At 54.5% G+C, this 18,629-nt stretch carries 16 protein-coding genes and 4 pseudogenes; 5 read left to right on the top strand and 15 right to left on the bottom strand.

The window, feature by feature from the left end:
* Window positions 1–82: 82 nt before the first annotated feature.
* From nuoB to GM30_RS26190, 5 genes and pseudogenes are all read right to left on the bottom strand, one after another.
* On the bottom strand, window positions 83–757 hold the full coding sequence (gene nuoB / locus GM30_RS13580; protein WP_002913178.1) for an NADH-quinone oxidoreductase subunit NuoB: 675 nt from the start codon (window positions 755–757) through the stop codon (window positions 83–85).
* Between the two features lie 15 nt (window positions 758–772).
* Window positions 773–858: pseudogene (locus GM30_RS28220) on the bottom strand (NADH-quinone oxidoreductase subunit A); the annotation flags it as partial.
* A 7-nt stretch (window positions 859–865) separates the two neighbouring features.
* Window positions 866–1,156 (bottom strand): annotated as a pseudogene (gene nuoA, locus GM30_RS13575) (NADH-quinone oxidoreductase subunit NuoA); the annotation flags it as partial.
* A 627-nt stretch (window positions 1,157–1,783) separates the two neighbouring features.
* Entirely contained in the window at window positions 1,784–2,719 is a 936-nt protein-coding gene (lrhA, locus tag GM30_RS13570; protein ID WP_049849041.1) for a transcriptional regulator LrhA, read from the bottom strand.
* 556 nt (window positions 2,720–3,275) lie between these two features.
* Window positions 3,276–3,440 (bottom strand): hypothetical protein, encoded by a 165-nt coding sequence (locus GM30_RS26190; protein ID WP_155483979.1) that lies wholly within the window; start codon window positions 3,438–3,440, stop codon window positions 3,276–3,278.
* A 223-nt stretch (window positions 3,441–3,663) separates the two neighbouring features.
* Here GM30_RS26190 and alaA point away from each other — a divergent pair, with 223 nt between their 5' ends.
* Complete coding sequence (gene alaA, locus GM30_RS13565) at window positions 3,664–4,881, top strand: alanine transaminase AlaA (protein WP_049849040.1); 1,218 nt, start codon at window positions 3,664–3,666, stop codon at window positions 4,879–4,881.
* Between the two features lie 81 nt (window positions 4,882–4,962).
* Window positions 4,963–5,562, top strand: a complete 600-nt coding sequence (gene yfbR / locus GM30_RS13560) for a 5'-deoxynucleotidase (RefSeq protein WP_049849039.1) — start codon at window positions 4,963–4,965, stop codon at window positions 5,560–5,562.
* A 31-nt stretch (window positions 5,563–5,593) separates the two neighbouring features.
* Here the strand turns inward: yfbR and GM30_RS13555 are convergent, their stop codons facing one another.
* From GM30_RS13555 to yfbV, 4 genes are all read right to left on the bottom strand, one after another.
* Entirely contained in the window at window positions 5,594–7,426 is a 1,833-nt protein-coding gene (locus GM30_RS13555) for an SLC13 family permease (protein ID WP_049849038.1), read from the bottom strand.
* An 88-nt stretch (window positions 7,427–7,514) separates the two neighbouring features.
* The gene (locus GM30_RS13550; RefSeq protein ID WP_049849056.1) at window positions 7,515–8,174 is read right to left on the bottom strand and encodes a sugar phosphatase; all 660 of its coding nucleotides are present in this window, start codon (window positions 8,172–8,174) and stop codon (window positions 7,515–7,517) included.
* A gap of 11 nt (window positions 8,175–8,185) precedes the next feature.
* Window positions 8,186–8,680 (bottom strand): YfbU family protein, encoded by a 495-nt coding sequence (locus GM30_RS13545; RefSeq protein WP_049849037.1) that lies wholly within the window; start codon window positions 8,678–8,680, stop codon window positions 8,186–8,188.
* Window positions 8,681–8,759: 79 nt separating this feature from the next.
* The gene (gene yfbV / locus GM30_RS13540; protein ID WP_049849036.1) at window positions 8,760–9,215 is read right to left on the bottom strand and encodes a terminus macrodomain insulation protein YfbV; all 456 of its coding nucleotides are present in this window, start codon (window positions 9,213–9,215) and stop codon (window positions 8,760–8,762) included.
* Between the two features lie 335 nt (window positions 9,216–9,550).
* On the opposite strand from yfbV, the gene ackA reads away from it, so the two are divergent.
* Both ackA and pta read left to right on the top strand, forming a co-directional pair.
* The gene (gene ackA / locus GM30_RS13535; protein ID WP_049849035.1) at window positions 9,551–10,753 is read left to right on the top strand and encodes an acetate kinase; all 1,203 of its coding nucleotides are present in this window, start codon (window positions 9,551–9,553) and stop codon (window positions 10,751–10,753) included.
* Between the two features lie 80 nt (window positions 10,754–10,833).
* Window positions 10,834–12,972, top strand: a complete 2,139-nt coding sequence (gene pta, locus GM30_RS13530) for a phosphate acetyltransferase (RefSeq protein WP_049849034.1) — start codon at window positions 10,834–10,836, stop codon at window positions 12,970–12,972.
* A 43-nt stretch (window positions 12,973–13,015) separates the two neighbouring features.
* Here the strand turns inward: pta and GM30_RS13525 are convergent, their stop codons facing one another.
* The 5 genes and pseudogenes from GM30_RS13525 to GM30_RS13505 all read right to left on the bottom strand — a co-directional run bounded on the left by GM30_RS13525 (window position 13,016) and on the right by GM30_RS13505 (window position 16,882).
* Window positions 13,016–13,969: a transketolase family protein gene (locus tag GM30_RS13525; RefSeq protein ID WP_049849033.1), complete on the bottom strand. Its 954-nt coding sequence runs from the start codon at window positions 13,967–13,969 to the stop codon at window positions 13,016–13,018.
* Window positions 13,962–14,642: pseudogene (locus tag GM30_RS13520) on the bottom strand (transketolase); the annotation flags it as partial. The gene GM30_RS13525 and the pseudogene GM30_RS13520, both read right to left, overlap by 8 nt.
* Before the next feature lie 34 nt (window positions 14,643–14,676).
* Window positions 14,677–16,065, bottom strand: a complete 1,389-nt coding sequence (locus GM30_RS13515; RefSeq protein WP_049849032.1) for a PTS ascorbate transporter subunit IIC — start codon at window positions 16,063–16,065, stop codon at window positions 14,677–14,679.
* 20 nt (window positions 16,066–16,085) lie between these two features.
* On the bottom strand, window positions 16,086–16,358 hold the full coding sequence (locus tag GM30_RS13510; RefSeq protein ID WP_049849031.1) for a PTS sugar transporter subunit IIB: 273 nt from the start codon (window positions 16,356–16,358) through the stop codon (window positions 16,086–16,088).
* A gap of 80 nt (window positions 16,359–16,438) precedes the next feature.
* The gene (locus GM30_RS13505) at window positions 16,439–16,882 is read right to left on the bottom strand and encodes a PTS sugar transporter subunit IIA (protein ID WP_049849030.1); all 444 of its coding nucleotides are present in this window, start codon (window positions 16,880–16,882) and stop codon (window positions 16,439–16,441) included.
* Between the two features lie 240 nt (window positions 16,883–17,122).
* Here GM30_RS13505 and GM30_RS13500 point away from each other — a divergent pair.
* Window positions 17,123–18,050, top strand: a pseudogene (locus GM30_RS13500) (LacI family DNA-binding transcriptional regulator).
* 4 nt (window positions 18,051–18,054) lie between these two features.
* Here the strand turns inward: GM30_RS13500 and yfcD are convergent.
* A complete protein-coding gene (gene yfcD / locus GM30_RS13495; protein WP_049849029.1) occupies window positions 18,055–18,600 on the bottom strand; it encodes an NUDIX hydrolase YfcD in 546 nt (181 codons plus the stop codon).
* Between the last annotated feature and the right edge of the window lie 29 nt (window positions 18,601–18,629).

Genomic DNA, 18,629 nt, shown 5'->3' with positions numbered 1-18,629 from the left:
AGGTCCGTGGTGACTGTCGGGTGTGGCTTCGCGTTATTTATTGTGATCTGCGAAGGGGAAATCCACGACCCGCAGGCGCAAGTTAAATCTCGTCGGGAGTGCGCAGGTTCGTTACCGCAATACGTTCGCCGCGTTTACGCTCGCGTTCGGACTGCATGTTAGCGCGATAAACTCCCTGGTCTCCCACTACCCAGGAGAGCGGACGACGCTCTTTGCCGATGGATTCCTGCAGCAGCATCAGCGCTTGCATGTAGGCCTCCGGGCGTGGCGGACAGCCAGGGATGTACACATCAACCGGGATAAACTTGTCAACGCCCTGCACAACAGAATAAATGTCGTACATACCGCCAGAGTTTGCACAGGCGCCCATGGAAATCACCCATTTCGGCTCCAGCATCTGGTCGTAAAGGCGTTGAATAACCGGGGCCATTTTGGTGAAGCAGGTTCCGGCGACCACCATCAGGTCAGCCTGACGCGGGGACGCACGCAGTACCTCGGCACCAAAACGCGCGACGTCATGCACCGCAGTGAATGACGTCACCATTTCAACGTAGCAGCAGGACAGGCCAAAGTTGTAAGGCCAGATTGAGTTCTTGCGGCCCCAGTTGACCATGTCGTGCAGCGCGTGTTCGAGTTTCCCCATATACACGCTCTTATTGACTTCTTGCTCCAGGGGGTCGGTTACGATCTCCTGTTTTTGCAGGGGGTAACGGTCGTTCTCACCGTTAGGATCTATGCGGGTGAGCGTATAATCCATCTTATTGCCTCGCTTTTACTGCGTATGACGGTTAGTGGCGCTTTCTGCTTCCGGATTTACCAGCGTGCGACGTGAACGTGCAGGCGTCCAGTCCAGCGCGCNNCCCCCCCAGCCGCTTTCGCGGATGGAGGTTGACCATGCGTACAGATACAAGGCTTCGACGTCGAAGATGACGAAGAACATGGCAACGAGGTAGAACTTTGCGGAGAGGCGTAAGCGGGCAGAACCTACAGAGTCGATACCCGATTCAAAGGGGGTGTTTTTACTACGCGCGCGTGCGCGACCACCAAGATACCAACCACCGATCAGCATGAAGCAACAAAGGCCAATGGCGATGATGAGAAATATAGCGAATGCCCAGTGATGAGCGATGACTTCAGTGGATGTTGACATACGCATTGCTTAACCAAAGTGGTGACGTCAAAAACGCTGCTCTTGCTGGCAGATGAACGCCACATCGATTCATGGGGAGGAACAAAAAACCCAACTAATGTGCCTGAAGTAGTGCGCAGGCGGCTAAATGCTGGAGTTTTTTACTCCTTTCTATAACCTTTTGTCAACTTTAACAAAAGTATCCTCACATTAATTTACACGAGACCCATTTCATTAACAATTAATGCGATTTTCTGTAAAACAGCACAATCGCGTTAGGAATTTCTTGTTGTTGAATCGTGTCCGTCCCAAGTGTAAACGAGAATTACCGTCCTATTTTGACAGGATTTCTCCGGGATTCCTCCCCCTAATGAGGAGTATTTTCTTGATCTGTGACACGGTTTTGTTAATTGCCTAATAAAAACAGCAACAATCCCACCGTTTTTTTAACATTAGCAGTTCTGACGGAGAGGGTGAAATAAAGAAGCGTAAAGAGTGCAGGCCGGGGGTTAACACGCTGAAATGCTTTGACAAAGCGACATAGCGCAGACGCTACGCCAGAACGATATGCAAAAAGTTGGCCACAGTGCAAAAAATGCAAAACTGTGGCGCATTTCTGGAATTACAATTTGTTACCAGAATTAAGCTAAACGGTTATTCAAAACCCGGTTCCAGCTCACGGGTGTCATCTCCTCCTTCGGGAGTATACGACCCGTACCGATACCACGGATTATGCTGCTGGCTTAGCGACTGGAAGATGATATCCACCAGTTCATTTGTGCTGTGCAGATTGCGGCTCAGTAAATATTCCGTATCCGGTAAGACGGGCAGCCCGTCGGTTTTCCCTAACACGCGCAGTTCCGGACTCATCATCTCTACCGGACGCGCGGTTACCCCCAGGCCGGCTTTCACCGCCGCACGCACCGCCGCAAGCGTAGAGGCGACATAGGCCAGACGCCACGGAATGTGCGCCGCATCCAGTGCCTCAAGGATGACGTCACGGAATGGGCTCGGATCGTCAAGCAAAACCAGCGGCACGGGCTCACCGGTTTGCATGACATATTCAGCAGCGCAATACCACAACGTCGGCGACGTGCGCAGAATATGGCTGTCGAACGGCACCAAGCGGTGCGACGTTAGCGCCAGATCCACATCGTGGTTGTGCAGCATATCCGCCATTTCCGCATGACGCTTTACACGAACATCCAGTGCCAGCTTGGGATATACCGAGCTGATTCGATTGAGTAAAAACGGCAGGATCGTATCGGCTGACTCATCAGATGCGCCAATCGTCAACGTGCCTTGCAAGTTGCTAAACATTAACGATGTGCATGCTTCATCGTTAAAACGAAGGATCTTCCTCGCGTATCCCAAAAGCTGAATGCCATGTTCCGTCAACAGTTTATTGCGCCCGTGTCGGGCGAAAAGCTCCTTCCCGACAAGTTGTTCCAGGCGCTGCTGACTGACGGCGGACTGGGTACGACCCACTGCAGACGCTGCCGCAGCAAAAGTATTCAGATCAGCGACCGCAACAAACGTTCTCAGCAGATCGAGGTCGAGATTCAGTATCGGACGATTTGCAGTTATCATGATTCTTCACTTACAGGTTGCTCGTGCTGACCTGCCCGGTTAATGCTGTGCTCAAAACTTCAGGCAATTCCATTTGAATCGTGTCTCTGGCAGTGAGAACCCACCAGAAAACCGCCTGAAAGAGCGTTATTGCATTGAATACGCTTGCCTGCTCTGACGTGAACAGACCCCTTAGCTATATTTTTGTTTATCATTGATTTTTTGTAGTTATTCAGTTCCCTCTTTTATTGCAGTAACCTTTAGTAAACTCTCAGGTCTCGCAAAAATTCCAGGTAGCTTGCCATAAAAAGAATAGAACTAAACCGTAGCAACAATTAAACAAAATATCAGCAATAACAAATAGTTATCCATGTTAACATTCGGCTTTCGCACGGCGGGAAACCGCCAAACTGAATAATTAACATCCGTATCCTAACCTAAAACCATTATATTTATAAGTGTTAATGAGAAGAAACTCACACAAATTTTCTTATAGTTTTCAAAGTACTTTAATCGTAAATAAGAAAGCCTGTGAACTATTTTGCATTTAATAAAGGATGATTAATTGTTTAATTATTTAATCATTAACATCACTTAACATTGCTTTTACAGAGAATGTTTCATTTAAAAAAGAGAAAACGACAATAATGCCGCTATTTTCTCTTTCCTGTTGCGGCTTCGCTTCCTCATCCTGGCACAGAGTCTGATAGAGGTCATATTTTTTATTTAGCATATGATCCACTAAAATCCGTCTTTCTCAGCATGTCTTACCATCAATACGATAAAAACATGCAACATATCGCCATTTCCGCTTGCCGTAACAGCAAAACAGAGCAGCATAATTGACCATCACTGGCAAAATCTTCGTCTGCTGACCCTTCTAAAACCCCCCTGTGGGGAGTACATTATTCCGTGCTGACTTCCACGGCAGGGAGTCACAATAATAGCTAAAAGGTCAACGATTCATGTCCCCCATCGAAAAATCCAGCAAACTTGATAATGTCTGTTACGACATCCGCGGCCCGGTTCTGAAAGAAGCAAAACGTCTTGAAGAAGAAGGCAATAAAGTTCTCAAACTGAATATCGGCAACCCGGCGCCCTTCGGTTTCGACGCCCCTGATGAGATTCTGGTTGATGTGATTCGTAACCTGCCGACGGCGCAGGGATATTGCGACTCCAAAGGTCTCTATTCTGCCCGTAAAGCCATCATGCAGCACTATCAGGCGCGCGGTATGCGTGACGTGACCGTTGAAGATATCTATATCGGTAACGGCGTCTCCGAGCTTATCGTGCAGGCGATGCAGGCGCTGCTGAACAGCGGCGACGAAATGCTGGTACCGGCACCGGATTACCCCCTGTGGACCGCCGCCGTGTCGCTTTCCAGCGGCAAAGCGGTGCACTATCTGTGTGATGAGTCCTCTGACTGGTTCCCGGATCTCGACGACATTCGTGCCAAAATCACCCCGCGCACCCGTGGGATTGTGATCATCAATCCGAACAACCCGACCGGCGCCGTCTATTCCAAAGAATTGCTGATGGAGATCGTCGAAATCGCCCGTCAGCATAATCTGATTATTTTCGCCGACGAGATTTACGACAAGATTCTTTACGATGATGCCGAGCATCATTCTATTGCCGCAATGGCGCCGGACCTGCTCACTATTACCTTTAACGGTCTGTCGAAAACCTACCGCGTTGCCGGTTTCCGTCAGGGCTGGATGGTACTTAACGGGCCGAAAAAACACGCCAAAGGGTATATCGAAGGGCTGGAGATGCTGGCCTCGATGCGCCTGTGCGCCAACGTTCCGGCACAGCACGCCATTCAGACGGCGCTGGGCGGCTATCAGAGCATCAGCGAGTTCATCATGCCGGGCGGTCGTCTGTACGAGCAGCGTAACCGCGCGTGGGAGCTGATTAACGAGATCCCGGGCGTTTCCTGCATGAAACCGAAAGGCGCGCTGTATATGTTCCCGAAAATTGATGCCAAACGCTTCAATATTCATGACGACCAGAAAATGGTCCTCGATTTCCTGTTACAGGAAAAAGTGCTGCTGGTTCAGGGTACGGCGTTTAACTGGCCGTGGCCGGACCACGTTCGCATCGTCACCCTGCCCCGCCTCGACGAGCTGGAGATGTCTATCACCCGCTTCGGTCGCTTCCTCTCCGGGTATCATCAGCTGTAATCTTCCTGACCGCCGGGGTTTGCATCCGGCGGTCATCTCTGCGCACAATATTCCGAACGCTGTTATTGATTAAGGATCGCTATGAGCCAGAGTCACTTCTTTGCCCATCTTTCACGCCTGAAGTTAATCAATCGTTGGCCGCTGATGCGTAACGTCCGTACAGAGAACGTCTCCGAGCACAGCCTGCAGGTCGCTATGGTGGCGCATGCGCTGGCGGCAATCAAAAACCGTAAGTTTGGCGGTCAGGTGAATGCCGATCGCATCGCGCTGCTGGCGATGTACCACGACGCCTCCGAAGTGCTGACCGGGGATTTACCGACGCCGGTAAAGTACTTCAATTCGCAGATCGCCCAGGAATACAAAGCCATCGAAAAGATCGCCCAGCAGAAGCTGGTGGATATGGTGCCGGAGGAGCTACGCGATATCTTTGAACCGCTGATTGATGACCGTCAGTACAGCGAAGAAGAGAAGTCGATCGTCAAGCAGGCAGACGCGCTCTGCGCCTACCTGAAATGCCTGGAAGAGCTGTCCGCAGGCAACAACGAGTTTCTGCTGGCCAAAGCGCGTCTGGAGAAAACGCTGGAATCGCGCCGCAGCAAGGAGATGGATTATTTCATGCAGGTGTTTGTGCCGAGCTTTCATCTGTCGCTGGACGAAATCAGCCAGGATTCGCCGCTTTAACGGTTGCCGGGCGCCCTGCCCGGCATTCTCCTCAGAACGGGAACAGCACCGGGATCAGCAGAACACAAACCACCATCACCAGCACGGTGAACGGGATCCCCAGTTTCATAAAATCACTGAATGTATAATTCCCCGGCCCCAGCACCAGCGTGTTGACCGGTGACGATACTGGCGTCATAAAGGCCGCCGAAGCCGCCATCGCCACCACCATCGCAAACGGATACGGCGAAACGCCCATGGTTTTGGCCGCCGCCAGCGCGATAGGCGCCATCAGCACTGCCGTGGCGGTGTTAGAAATGAAGAGGCCAATCACCGCGCACATCACGAACAGACAGCCCAGCATCAGATACGGCCCCTGCTGCCCGCCGATGTCCATCAATCCGCGGACGATCAAATCCACGCCGCCGGTCTTTTGCAGCGCATGGGCGAAGGGCATCATGCCGACGATCAGGATAATGCTCGGCCAGTGAATCGCTTTGTAGGCGCTCTCGGCGTCGATGCAGCGAAAGCGGCCCATCAGCAGGCAGGCAACAATCGCCGCGATGGGATTGGGAATTTCGTCGGTGAGCATCAGCGCCACCATCAACACCAGGCAAAAAATCGCGTGCGGCGCCTGGCTGTGTGCCGGGGACGCCTCGCTCTCTTCGATGGGCACATTGAGCACGACGAAATCGCGCCCGTTCTGCGCCAGCAGGCTGATCTGTTTCCAGTTTCCCACCACCAGCACCACGTCGCCATGCTGCAACGGCTCATCCACCACCGCGCCGTCCATTGCCTGTCCGCCGCGCTTCAGGCCGACAATATTCAGGCCGTAGCGGGTACGAAAGGAGATTTCACGAACGGTTTTGCCGAGCAGTTCAGAATCCGGGATCAGCGACACTTCCGCCATCCCCACATCCAGCGACTGATCGGAGAAATACTCACCACGCAGCACCATCGGCTCCAGCAGTTGTTCGCTGCAAAACTGACGCAAATCGACATCCGCGGCAGACATATCAATAAGCAACACATCGCGGGCACGGAACTCGGAAACACCGTTCACGTTCACAATTACCCGCCGGAAGCGCCGCCAGCGCTCCACACCGATGACGTTGGCGCCGTAACGTTCACGCAGGCGCAGATCGTCCAGCCGCTGGCCGATCATCGGTGAGCCGGGGCGGATAGCCAGCCGCCGGGCGCGACCCGTCAGGCGATATTCGCGGATAAGATCGCGAAACGACGGGCGTTTCCAGCCATCGCCGGGGGTGTCCTGCTTTTCACTTTTCAACATAAAGCGCGTCAGCAGCATGTAGACGATCCCCATCAGCAGCACCACCAGGCCAATCGGCGTGACGCTGAAGAAGCTGAATCCGTCGAACCCTTCGCGGATCAGTTCGCTGTGGATGACCAGGTTTGGCGGCGTCGCGACTAACGTCATCATGCCGCTGATAAGCCCGGCAAAGCTTAATGGCATCATCAGCCGGGAGGGGGAGATTTCCATGCGCATCGAGACGCTTAACACGACGGGGATAAAAATAGCCACCACGCCGGTGGAGCTCATAAACGCGCCCAGTCCGGCCACGGTCAGCATCAGGCAGACCAGCATTTTGGTTTCGCTGTTACCGGCCACTTTGACCAGCCAGGCGCCCATATTGGTTGCGACGCCGGTGCGCACAAGACCGTCGCCGATGATAAACAGCGCCGCAATAAGAATAATGTTCGGATCGCTGAAGCCAGAGAAAGCTTCGCTCAGGGTTAGCGTGTCGCTCAGTACAAACGCGACAATCACCAACAGTGCCACCGCATCCATGCGCACTTTACCGGTGGCGAATAACACCACGGCAACCGCCAGCAGGCACAGCACCCAAATCAGTTCACCGTTCACAACGTGTCCTTGTCTGAAGTCGGAATGAAAATAGTGAAGAAAATAGTGCCATAAAAACGCCCCGCCAATCCGGGGCTATATCATAGGTTTATGCTTTTATTGCAACCTTTACCGTGCCGTCAGCGTTTTTGGTGATAACCAGTTGCTCGAGCGAGGTCAGGATCAAATCAGCTTCCTGCAGGCGTGGCGCATCGGCGGGCACGTTCACGGCAATGACGTGGCACCCGGCCGCCAGACCTGACAACACGCCCGCCCCCGCATCTTCCACCACCGCACACGACTGCGGCGACAGGCCGAGCAACTCGGCGCCCAGCAGGTAAGCATCCGGCTCAGGTTTACCGCGTTTCACGCGTTCTGCGGTGACGAACACTTCCGGCGTCGGTAATCCGGCCGCCTCATGACGCGCATGCGCCACCGGGCGTGTACCGGACGTGACAATCGCCCACGGAATTCCTGCTTCATTAAGCTGATTCAACAATGCCATGGCGCCGGGCAGCGCGGTGATCCCGTCGGTATCGGTCGCTTCGATATTTTCAAGGTACGCAAATTCGGACTGAATCTCGGCGTCGCTTTTGCCGGGCAAGAAGTGGCGTAATGAGGTGACGGCCTGTTTACCATGGATAACACTGAGGACCTCGTCATGGGCAAGACCGTGGCGGTCCGCCCAGTGACACCATGACCGCTCAACAATCGGCAGAGAATCTACCAGCGTGCCATCCAGATCAAACAGAAAGCCTTTACAGTGCACACGCGCCTCCATCAGGAATTAATAATCTGGTCGATTTCGTTGCCGCTCAGATGATACTGACGCGGGCAGGCATGCCAGGCGCTCAGCATGCGCTGATATTTTTCCCACATTGAAGTCTGGGAGTTAAAGCCGTGGGTACCGGCGTCGAAGTGGGTATAGCGGCCTTCGATGTTCACCATAAAGCGCACGTAGCTGAGATATCGCGCTTCTGTTGCTGCGTCGAAACCAAGGAACGTCACGCGGCGCTCATCAATAATGCTGGGATCTTTCAGATTGGCCCAGGAGACGTGCAGCGCGTGGTACATCTCCATGATGTCGATAATCGTGCGGCAGGTATCTTCTGTCAGCTGGCCGAATTCGCGATCCAGCTCCCGCATCTGCAACCCATAGCCGCGCTCAATGATAGTCTGCAAACGACGATACTTTTCAGCATTGTCTGGATCGAGCATCGTCATCATCTTGTACTGATTCGACAAGATAAGGCGTTGAGCGTTGGTCATTTCCATTTTTTGACTCCTGTTGGGCGTAGGGCATAAAAAAAGACACAGTTTCTGTGTCTTCTTTATATGCGTTTTTGCGCATCAATTACAAATCATCAAGGAAAGTTTTATCCAGTTGTTTGAAGGCGCGCTTAAGCGTGTCAGCCAGCGCCTGGTAATCTGGCTTTCCTTCCACCGGCGCGAGCGCCTGCCCGGCTTCCTGCAGTTTGCCGCGCACTTCATAAAACCAGTGCAAAATAGTAGGCGGCAACGGCGTGACCGAGCGTTTCCCTAACCACCATAATCCCTGCATCGGCAGGCTCAGCGCAAACAACGCGGTGGCGACTGCCGGACCGAGCTGACCACCGAGGGCGATTTGCCAGCAAAGCGTAAAGACCGCGATGGGCGGCATGAGGCGAACGGCGTACGTCGTAGCCCGAATGGCGCGGTTTTCCACAAAGACAGGCGCGAGGCGTTTTTCCATTGGCCACGTCTTCGCATAGTGTTGTCCCCGACGGAACAAACTGAAAAAGTTAACCGGGCGATTGTCTGGTGTCGACATGGCGTTTACCTCAACTTCACGAACAAATATTAAAAAAATGTGCAAACTCACAACTGTGTATGACAACGTTCAAAAGATTTTGTCATTGTCCCCTGCGATCGGGTATCCTGTGCCAGCCTGAGATGGGCGTAGACCCACGCATCAGGTTTGTCAAATTATCGCACATTCTGCCGCTGGCTGAAAATTGTGCAAAATGACGTAGAATCAATAAGTATTACTTCCTTCATGCCTTAAAACACCCGAGGCATGATGTTAATCATAAATGTCGATGTCATCCTGCGCTACGCTTTGTGACTCTCTGACGTTTTTTTAGCCACGTATCAAAAGGTACTTCCATGTCGAGTAAGTTAGTACTGGTTCTGAACTGCGGTAGTTCTTCACTGAAATTCGCTATCATCGATGCGCTTAACGGTGACGAATACCTCTCTGGTTTGGCCGAATGTTTCCACCTTCCTGAAGCACGCATTAAATGGAAGATGGACGGCAGCAAACAAGAAGCGGCTTTAGGCGCAGGCGCCGCTCACAGTGAAGCGCTGAACTTTATCGTTAACACTATTCTGGCACAAAAACCAGAACTGTCCGCACAGCTGACGGCAATTGGTCACCGTATTGTTCACGGCGGCGAAAAATACACCAGCTCAGTGGTTATCGACGATTCCGTGGTTCAGGGTATCAAAGATGCAGCCTCTTTCGCACCTCTGCATAACCCGGCGCACCTGATCGGTATCGCTGAAGCCTTTAAATCTTTCCCGCAGCTGAGAAGCAAGAACGTTGCCGTGTTTGACACCGCGTTCCATCAGACCATGCCGGAAGAGTCTTACCTGTATGCCCTGCCGTACAGCCTGTACAAAGAGCACGGCATCCGCCGCTACGGCGCACACGGCACCAGCCATTTCTACGTGACTCAGGAAGCGGCGAAAGTGCTGAACAAACCGGTTGATGAACTGAATATCATCACCTGCCACCTCGGCAACGGCGGTTCAGTTACTGCGATTCGCAACGGTAAATGCGTTGACACTTCTATGGGTCTGACCCCGCTGGAAGGACTGGTGATGGGTACCCGTTCCGGTGATATCGATCCGGCTATCGTGTTCCACCTGCACGACACTCTGGGCATGAGCGTGGATCAGATCAACAAGCTGCTGACCAAAGAGTCCGGCCTGCTGGGTCTGACCGAAGTCACCAGCGACTGCCGTTATGTTGAAGACAACTACACCAGCAAAGAAGACGCTAAACGTGCAATGGACGTTTACTGTCACCGTCTGGCGAAATACATCGGCTCCTACACGGCGCTAATGGATGGTCGTCTGGATGCGGTCGTATTCACCGGTGGTATCGGTGAAAACGCGGCGATGGTACGCGAGCTGTCCCTGGGCAAACTGGGCGTGCTTGGCTTCGAGGTTGATCACGAACGTAACCTGGCTGCCCGTTTCGGCAAGTCTGGTTTCATCAACAAAGAAGGCACCCGTCCGGCAGTGGTCATTCCGACCAACGAAGAACTGGTTATCGCGCAAGACGCCAGCCGTCTTACCGCCTGATTCCACACCGCCAGCCAACGCTGGCGGTGCTGTTTTGTAACCCGCCGAAACGTGTCGGCGGTAACGAAAGAGGATAAATCGTGTCCCGTATTATTATGCTCATCCCAACCGGAACCAGCGTCGGCCTGACTAGCGTCAGCCTCGGGGTTATCCGTGCAATGGAACGTAAAGGCGTGCGCCTGAGCGTGTTTAAGCCTATCGCTCAACCACGTGCCGGTGGCGATGCGCCTGACCAGACCACCACCATCGTGAGGGCAAAATCTAATCTGCCAGCCGCTGAACCGCTGAAAATGAGCCACGTTGAGTCTCTGCTCTCCAGCAATCAGAAAGATGTGCTGATGGAAGAGATCATTGCGAACTACCACGCGAACACCAAAGACGCGGAAGTGGTTCTGGTTGAAGGTCTGGTGCCGACCCGCAAACACCAGTTTGCGCAGTCCCTGAACTACGAAATCGCGAAAACGCTGAATGCGGAAATCATCTTCGTCATGTCTCAGGGCACCGACACCCCGGAACAGCTGAAAGAACGTATCGAACTGACTCGCAGCAGCTTTGGCGGTTCAAAGAACACCAACATCACTGGCGTGATTATCAATAAACTGAACGCGCCGGTGGATGAGCAGGGCCGTACCCGCCCTGACCTGTCCGAGATTTTTGACGACTCGTCTAAAGCGAAAGTCGTGAAGATCGATCCGGCACAGTTGCAGGGTTCCAGCCCGCTGCCGATCCTCGGCGTGGTGCCGTGGAGCTTCGATCTGATCGCCACCCGCGCTATCGACATGGCTCGCCACCTGAATGCCACCATCATCAACGAAGGTGACATCGCCACCCGCCGCGTGAAATCCGTGACCTTCTGTGCGCGCAGCATTCCGCACATGCTGGAACATTTCCGTCCGGGCTCGCTGCTGGTGACCTCCGCCGACCGCCCTGATGTACTGNTTCCCGCCTGTCTCGCCGCCATGAACGGCGTTGAGATTGGTGCGCTGCTGCTGACCGGCGGTTACGACATGGACGCGCCGATTGCCAAACTGTGCGAACGCGCATTCGCCACCGGCCTGCCGGTATTTATGGTGAACACCAACACCTGGCAGACCTCGCTGAGCCTGCAGAGCTTCAACCTCGAAGTGCCGGTGGACGACACCGCGCGTATCGAGAAAGTGCAGGAATACGTGGCCGACTATATCAACGCCGAATGGATCGACTCCCTGTCTGCGACTTCCGAGCGCAGCCGTCGCCTGTCTCCGCCAGCGTTCCGCTACCAGTTGACTGAGCTGGCGCGTAAAGCGGGCAAACGCGTTGTGCTGCCGGAAGGCGACGAACCGCGTACCGTAAAAGCGGCGGCGATTTGTGCTGAACGTGGCATCGCGACCTGTGTGCTGCTGGGTAACCCGGAAGCCATTAACCGTGTGGCTGCGGACCAGGGCGTTGAACTGGGTGCGGGCATCGAAATCGTCGATCCGGATGTGGTCCGCGAAAGCTACGTTGCGCGTCTGGTTGAACTGCGTAAGAGCAAGGGTATGACCGAAGCGGTTGCCCGTGAGCAACTGGAAGACAACGTGGTGCTCGGTACGCTGATGCTGGAGCAGGACGAAGTTGACGGTCTGGTTTCCGGTGCGGTTCACACCACCGCGAACACCATCCGTCCGCCGCTGCAGTTGATCAAAACCGCGCCGGGCAGTTCTCTGGTTTCTTCTGTGTTCTTCATGCTGCTGCCGGAACAGGTTTACGTTTACGGCGACTGTGCGATTAACCCGGATCCGACCGCAGAACAGCTGGCCGAAATCGCCATTCAGTCTGCTGACTCGGCGATTGCCTTCGGTATTGAACCACGTGTTGCGATGCTCTCTTACTCCACCGGCACCTCAGGTGCGGGCAGCGACGTAGAGAAAGTGCGTGAAGCAACCCGTCTGGCGCAGGAAAAACGTCCTGACCTGATGATCGACGGTCCGCTGCAGTATGATGCTGCGGTCATGGCTGACGTGGCGAAATCCAAAGCGCCGAACTCACCGGTTGCCGGTCGCGCTACCGTGTTCATCTTCCCGGATCTGAACACCGGTAACACCACCTACAAAGCGGTTCAGCGTTCTGCCGACCTGATCTCCATCGGGCCGATGCTGCAGGGCATGCGCAAACCGGTTAACGACCTGTCCCGTGGCGCGCTGGTAGACGATATCGTCTACACCATCGCACTGACCGCGATTCAGTCGTCTCAGCAGTAATATTTGTCTGATCAAAAAGGCGACCATATGGTCGCCTTTTTATTTACAGCAGCTCTCTCGCCGCCTTCACAATATCATCCGCTGTCAGTCCATATTCATGCTGGAGAAATTCCTGCGTGCCGACCTGGCCGTAGCGCTCCTTCACGCCAACGCGCCGCATCGGTACCGGACAGGTTTCCACCAGCACTTCCGCCACCGCTGAGCCCAGCCCGTTGTGAATGCTGTGGTTTTCGCAGGTGACGATGCGCCCGGTTTTCTCGGCGTAATTCTTCACCAGCATGCGGTCAATGGGTTTGAGGGTGAACATGTCGATGACCGCCGCGCTGATGCCGTCGCGCTCCAGTCGCCGCGCCGCTTCCAGCGCCTCCGCCACCATAATGCCGTTGGCGATGAGCGTGATATCGTCGCCTTCGCGCAGCACGTTGCCTTTGCCAATAGTGAAGCTGGAGCCTTCCTCGTAGATCGTTGGCGCCTGTTTGCGGATGGTACGCACCCAGTAAAAGCCCTCCAGCGCGATCAGCTGATTCAGGATGTCCTTAAACATCACCGCATCCGTCACCTCGATCACCACCGAATGCGCCAGCCCGCGCACGATGCCCATGTCCTCAAACGACATATGCGTGCCGCCGTTATGACAGGCGGTAACGCCGGCATCCGAGGCGATGACTTTGACGTTATTGCGCTGATAATCCAGCGCCATAAACAGCTGGTCAAAGCAGCGACGGCTGGCAAAAGCGGTGAAGGTATGCACAAACGGTTTACGCCCCGTCAGCGACAGCCCGGCGGCCGTGCCAATCACGTTCGCTTCCATGATCCCGCAGTTAATCACATGGTTCGGGAACTGGCGCTGCACGCCGTCCATCGCCATTGAGCTCATCAGATCCGCTTCCAGCGCGATAATACCGCTCTCCGCCTTGATCTGTTCCGCGACAAACCCGGCATACACTTTACGCATTTCGGTTGCGTCTTTCCCCCCGACCGGGGCGACCTTAATCATGCATGGCCTCCAGTTGCTCAATGGTCTCGTTAAGTGCCTTTCGCGATTCCTCGGTGAGGCGCAGATGGTGAGAGTTGCCTAACTGTTCCAGATACGACACACCCTGCCCTTTGATGCTGTCGAGGATCACCAGCCGCGGCCGCGCATCCGCTGCCAGCACCGGTTTTGCAATCGCCTGCAGCGCCGGGATGTCGTCACCCTTCACGGTGTGTACATCAAAGCCAAAAGCGTGGAATTTCCCTTCCAGATCGAACGGATTGATGATCTCATCCAGCTCGCCATCCAGTTGCTGCTTGTTCCAGTCGACAAACACCAGCAGATTATTGAGCCGGTGATGGGCAATAAACTGAAACGCTTCCCAGCATTGCCCTTCATTCAGCTCGCCATCGCCAACGATGCAGAATACGCGGTTAGGCCGCCCGGCCAGCTTGTGCGACAGCGCCATTCCGGCGGCGATGGAGATCCCCTGACCGAGTGACCCGGTGGTTGCGTCAATGCCACGGGTTTTCAGCCTGTCCGGATGGCTTGGCAGCCGCGTACCGTTCTGGTTGAGCGTGCTCAGTTCTTCCACCGGGAAATAGCCTTTGATCGCCAGCGTACTGTACAGCGCCGGGCCAGCATGCCCTTTCGACAGCACAAAGTAGTCGCGTTCTGGCCAGTCCGGGTCNCGCGGATATCCCGGGCCAGTTGAATGAGTTCATCAGACATTACGATTTCGCTCCTGTGTCTTGTCGGGCGCCATTGCCCGCAGATTTACCTTTAACCACGTTGTAAATCACCAGAATGACGAACAGCGCGACCACCAACCCGGTAATCGCCAGTGGCGAGAGATAGCGCGCCAGATTACCGAGCAGAATGCCAATGGCACCGAAATCCGCATCCGAGAAAGTGGTATTGGCAAAGCCCAGTGCGCCAAGCACCGGCAACAGCAGAACCGGCAGGAAGGTAATCAGCAGACCGTTGGCAAACGCGCCCAGCATCGCACCGCGGCGACCGCCGGTGGCGTTACCAAACACACCTGCCGTCGCACCGGTAAAGAAGTGCGGCACAACGCCCGGCAGGATCAGCACCAGCTTCATCTGCCCCAACAGGAAAAGCCCCACCAGACCGCCGAGGAAACTGAACAAAAAGCCGATCAGCACCGCGTTAGGCGCATACGGATACACCACCGGGCAGTCCAGCGCCGGCCGCGCGTTCGGCACCAGTTTTTCGGAGAAACCGGTAAACGCCGGAACGATTTCCGCAAGGATCAACCGTACGCCCTGCAGGATGATAAACACGCCTGCGGCAAAGGTGATCGCCATGATGATGGCGTAAACCAGGTAGTTCTGACCGGCGCTGAGCTGGCTTTCGACATATTCACGCCCCGCGCTCACCGCCATGATCAGATAGATAATCATCATGGTGAGTGAAATGGAGATTGAGCTGTCACGCAGGAAGCTTAAGTTTTTCGGCAGGTTCATCTCTTCGGTCGAGCGGGAACCTTTGCCGCACAGGCTGCCAATCCAGCCAGCAAGCACGTAACCGAGGGTGCCGAAGTGACCAAAGGCGATGTCGTCATTGCCGGTAATACGCTTCATATAGCGCTGCGCCAGCGCCGGGAAAAACGCCATCACCAGGCCGAGGATCAGCGACCCGGTAAACACCAGACCAACACCTTCAAAGCCTGCGACCGTCAGGATCACGCCAATCATACAGGCCATGTAAAAGGTGTGATGTCCGGTGAGGAAGATGTATTTCAGGCGCGTAAAACGGGCGACGATGATATTTGCTACCATCCCGAAGGCCATAATCAGCGCCGTCGACGCACCGTATTTTTCCAGCGCAATAGACACGATCGCTTCATTATTCGGGATGATGCCCTGAATATTAAACGCGTGTTCAAACATGCCGCCTAACGGATTTAACGAGCCCACTAATACGGAGGCGCCGCCCCCCAGAACAATAAACCCCAGAATGGTTTTAATGGTACCTTTGACCACATCAGAAAATGATTTCTTTTGCGCCACCAGACCAATTAAGGCAATTAGCCCCACCAGCACCGAGGGTACTTTTAATATATCAACAACAAAATTCAGCGTTTCAAGGATAAACATATCCGCCTCGCTTATTCACGTTATTGTTGGTTAAAATAATCGCTCAGTTTTGCTTCGAGCTCGTTGATATCAATAATATTGTTGATCACCACCAGCTGATGGTCCGGCACGCTGGCGCTGGCGGCGATATCCTTCGCCATCACAAACAGATCAGCCGCGCCAGGGGTCGCTGAAGAGAGATCAGAGTGTTCCACCTCAGCCTCAATATTTAATTTCTTCAGCACCTTTTTAATATTCATTTCGACCATGAAACTGCTGCCCAGGCCGGAGCCGCATATCGCCATGATTTTCATTGTTATCACCTTTTTTGGGTAGAGTACGAGCGCACGACGCAATAATGCGTCATGAAATCATTGTCGGGTACGGGTCTGTATCAGAAGCGTGAAATAATGGTTTTTATTTCCTCCTGGCTTTTTGCCTGATGTAATTGCAGTAAATCTTCATCACTTGAGAATAACGCGGCAAGCGCAGAGATCATTTCGATATGGCTGTGGCTGTCAGGTGCCGCCAGCATCACAATCACGTCAACGGGATCAAATTCATCCGCATCGAAAGACACGCCTTGTTCCAGTTTTAACAGCGACAATCCCATCCCGGTCGCGCCCTCTTCTGGACGCGCATGCGGCATCGCCAGTCCCGGTGCCAGCACGTAGTACGGCCCGAGTTTGTGATGCTGCGCGACAATCGCGGTCACGTAGTCGGGCGTGATGACGCCCTGCGCCAGCAGCGGTTGCGCACAGACTTCCAGCGCCTGCGGCCAACTGTCGACCCGGTCTCTCAGCATAATGGTTGCGTCATTCAGCCATCGGTTTAGCACCTGGTTCCCCTTTGTCCGTTCTGCGATGGACAAACTTTATTCAACGCAAATCTTATTAACTGTGATAAAACTCACAAAGATAGCGCTACCAAAGCGTATCATTCGAAATTGTGATAGCGCTATCAGTTCGAGTGCGCACCATTTCACAGCAAAGCACCGGATTTCGGGCGTATACTGCTGGCACAGGAAGCAGAAATGAATATAAGCGTCTGAGATCAGAGCGTTTACGCAGGAACTTTTATGTCGATAACCCGAAAACGACGCAGCACAGGAAAGGTCACGCTGGCCGATGTTGCACAGATGGCAGGTGTCGGAACGATGACCGTTTCCCGCGCGTTGCGCACGCCCGAGCAGGTCTCCGATAAATTACGTGAAAAAATAGACGCGGCGGTTCAGGCGCTGGGCTATATGCCGAATCTAGCCGCCAGTGCCCTTGCCTCTGCCTCGTCATGGACCATTGCGATGGTGGTACCGAATCTTGGCGAGTCAGGCTGCTCGGAAATGTTCGCCGGGCTACAGGAAGTGCTCCAGCCTGCCGGATATCAGATCATGCTGGCGGAGTCCCGCCACCGAGTCGAACAGGAAGAAAAGCTGCTGGAGACACTGCTGGCCTNTGGGCGCGACGCGTGCTGACCCCATCGATATGAACATCGGTATCGACAACGTCGCCGCCATGTTTGAACTGACGCAAACCGTGATTCAGCGTGGCTATCAGAACATCGGCCTGCTGTGCGCCAATCAGGAACAATGGATTTTTCAGCAGCATCTGCAGGGCTGGTACAAGGCCATGATGCGCCACCATATGTCACCGAACCGGGTGATCAACGCCGCAGAGCCGCCGACCTTCTCCACCGGCGCGGCACAGCTACCGGAGTTTATTCTGGCGTGGCCGGAGCTGGATGCGCTGGTCTGCGTATCGGATGAACTGGCGTGTGGGGCGCTTTATGAATGCCAGCGTCGGCGCATTAAAGTGCCGGACGACCTGGCGATTGTAGGATTTGGCGACAGCGACGTCAGCCGGGGCCCGCCGCCGCTGACCACCATGGCAGTGCCGCACCGGAAAATTGGCATCGAAGCCGGGCGCGCCCTGCTGGCGCGCCTGAATGACGGGAACTGGACGGCACATGCACCTATCGCGTCAAAACTTTGTCTGCGCGATAGCTGCTAACGGTTTACTCCGTTTCCTCGGCCTTCGCCGTTTCACTGCTGGCGTTGCGGCTCATCCATAGCGCCAGCGCTTTCAGTGAGTCCGGGGTAAATTCGTCGCAGCGAGCGGTAATCTCTTCCGGCGTCAGCCAGCAGACTTCACTGACCTCTTCTTCCTGCAGCGCAAAAGGGCCGTGGGAGACGCAGCTGAAAAGGCTGCCCCATACGCGGCAGTGTTGGTCTTCGAAATAGAACTGACCGTGATCGGCGAACGGCACCCCGGCGATGCCGAGCTCTTCTTCCGCTTCACGACGCGCGGACTCCAGCAGTTGTTCATCGGCCTGCACCACGCCGCCGGCGGTGGCATCCAGCATGCCAGGCATGAAATCCTTAATTTCGGTGCGGCGCTGCACCAGAATTTTCCCCATGCCGTCATGAACCACAATGTAGGTGGCGCGATGGCGTAAACACTGCGCGCGCATCTGTTCGCGGCTGGCTTGCGCGATCACCTCATTGTCTTCACTCACGATATCCACCCATTCTGTGCTTGCCAAAGAACTCTGATCCACCATCGGGAAACCTTCTGTCAAAGCGCTCTCAC

The sequence above is a fragment of the Trabulsiella odontotermitis genome (assembly GCF_001188485.1).
GTDB lineage: Bacteria > Pseudomonadota > Gammaproteobacteria > Enterobacterales > Enterobacteriaceae > Trabulsiella > Trabulsiella odontotermitis_A.
This window is presented reverse-complemented; position numbering and strand designations above follow the sequence as displayed.

Excerpts from the sequence above, each read along its gene's own strand:
- nuoB (WP_002913178.1), bottom strand. The coding sequence starts at position 757 with ATGGATTATACGCTCACCCGCATAGATCCTAACGGTGAGAACGACCGT.
- lrhA (WP_049849041.1), bottom strand. The coding sequence starts at position 2,719 with ATGATAACTGCAAATCGTCCGATACTGAATCTCGACCTCGATCTGCTG.
- alaA (WP_049849040.1), top strand. The coding sequence starts at position 3,664 with ATGTCCCCCATCGAAAAATCCAGCAAACTTGATAATGTCTGTTACGAC.
- yfbR (WP_049849039.1), top strand. The coding sequence starts at position 4,963 with ATGAGCCAGAGTCACTTCTTTGCCCATCTTTCACGCCTGAAGTTAATC.
- GM30_RS13545 (WP_049849037.1), bottom strand. The coding sequence starts at position 8,680 with ATGGAAATGACCAACGCTCAACGCCTTATCTTGTCGAATCAGTACAAG.
- yfbV (WP_049849036.1), bottom strand. The coding sequence starts at position 9,215 with ATGTCGACACCAGACAATCGCCCGGTTAACTTTTTCAGTTTGTTCCGT.
- ackA (WP_049849035.1), top strand. The coding sequence starts at position 9,551 with ATGTCGAGTAAGTTAGTACTGGTTCTGAACTGCGGTAGTTCTTCACTG.
- GM30_RS13525 (WP_049849033.1), bottom strand. The coding sequence starts at position 13,969 with ATGATTAAGGTCGCCCCGGTCGGGGGGAAAGACGCAACCGAAATGCGT.
- GM30_RS13515 (WP_049849032.1), bottom strand. The coding sequence starts at position 16,065 with ATGTTTATCCTTGAAACGCTGAATTTTGTTGTTGATATATTAAAAGTA.
- GM30_RS13510 (WP_049849031.1), bottom strand. The coding sequence starts at position 16,358 with ATGAAAATCATGGCGATATGCGGCTCCGGCCTGGGCAGCAGTTTCATG.
- yfcD (WP_049849029.1), bottom strand. The coding sequence starts at position 18,600 with ATGGTGGATCAGAGTTCTTTGGCAAGCACAGAATGGGTGGATATCGTG.